The 633-nt window shown below is 55.9% G+C and carries 1 protein-coding gene; it reads left to right on the forward strand.

All coding sequences use genetic code 11. The features are described from left to right. Positions 1-182: hypothetical protein (locus tag A7Q09_RS10720; RefSeq protein ID WP_208526705.1), on the forward strand; the 182-nt coding region annotated here is incomplete at its 5' end. Positions 183-633 lie beyond the last annotated feature (451 nt).

A 633-nucleotide genomic window follows, 5' to 3' on the forward strand; every position in this document is an offset into this window, starting at 1 on the left:
CTCGCTTTAGTTTGGCTATAGCCAGAGACCGGCGGGGACGGAATCGCCAGATCCTTTTGGGGGTGGGCAATAGCCAATGGCTCTTCCAATTGCCCACCATGAATTCCATAGGAAATCTGCAGGATTTGGAAGAAACGGTCCAGACGGTAGTGGAGGACTTAAAGAGAAGCGCTTTGGGCTAGCGCCGGGTGGTCTTTGCTCGGGGATCGGGAGGATGATCAGTACCGCCAACCTGGGCTTTCTTTGGAGCCAGGGCCATGGGTTTTTGGTGGGACTTTAGGCGGCGGAGGAGCCATGAGGTCCTAGAGTACCTTCGGCTCGAGCACAAGCTCTTCTCCTGGCAGCCCTTCTCTTTCGGAAAGTAAAGACTGAAGCATGCCCGAGGTTCCGGGAGGACTTCCCGAGGCAGCGGATCTTTGTAGTCGAGAGTGTTCTAGCGGCTGGCTTACGAGCAAGCGATGCAAGAGGCAGCTGTAGCTAAGATTCGGGCAAAAGCTCTCAAGAAGCTTGCTAGGCGGGTAGAAAACGCAAGAGCTTCGTCATCCAGAAAAGATTGGGGCTACTGCGCTGAGCGCATCCTTTGGGCCCATCATGGGCATCGCTATTTCCGCTGGAGCCTCCGTTCCGGTCGGC

The sequence above is a fragment of the Methylacidiphilum sp. Yel genome (genome assembly GCF_004421185.1).
Classification (GTDB): domain Bacteria; phylum Verrucomicrobiota; class Verrucomicrobiia; order Methylacidiphilales; family Methylacidiphilaceae; genus Methylacidiphilum.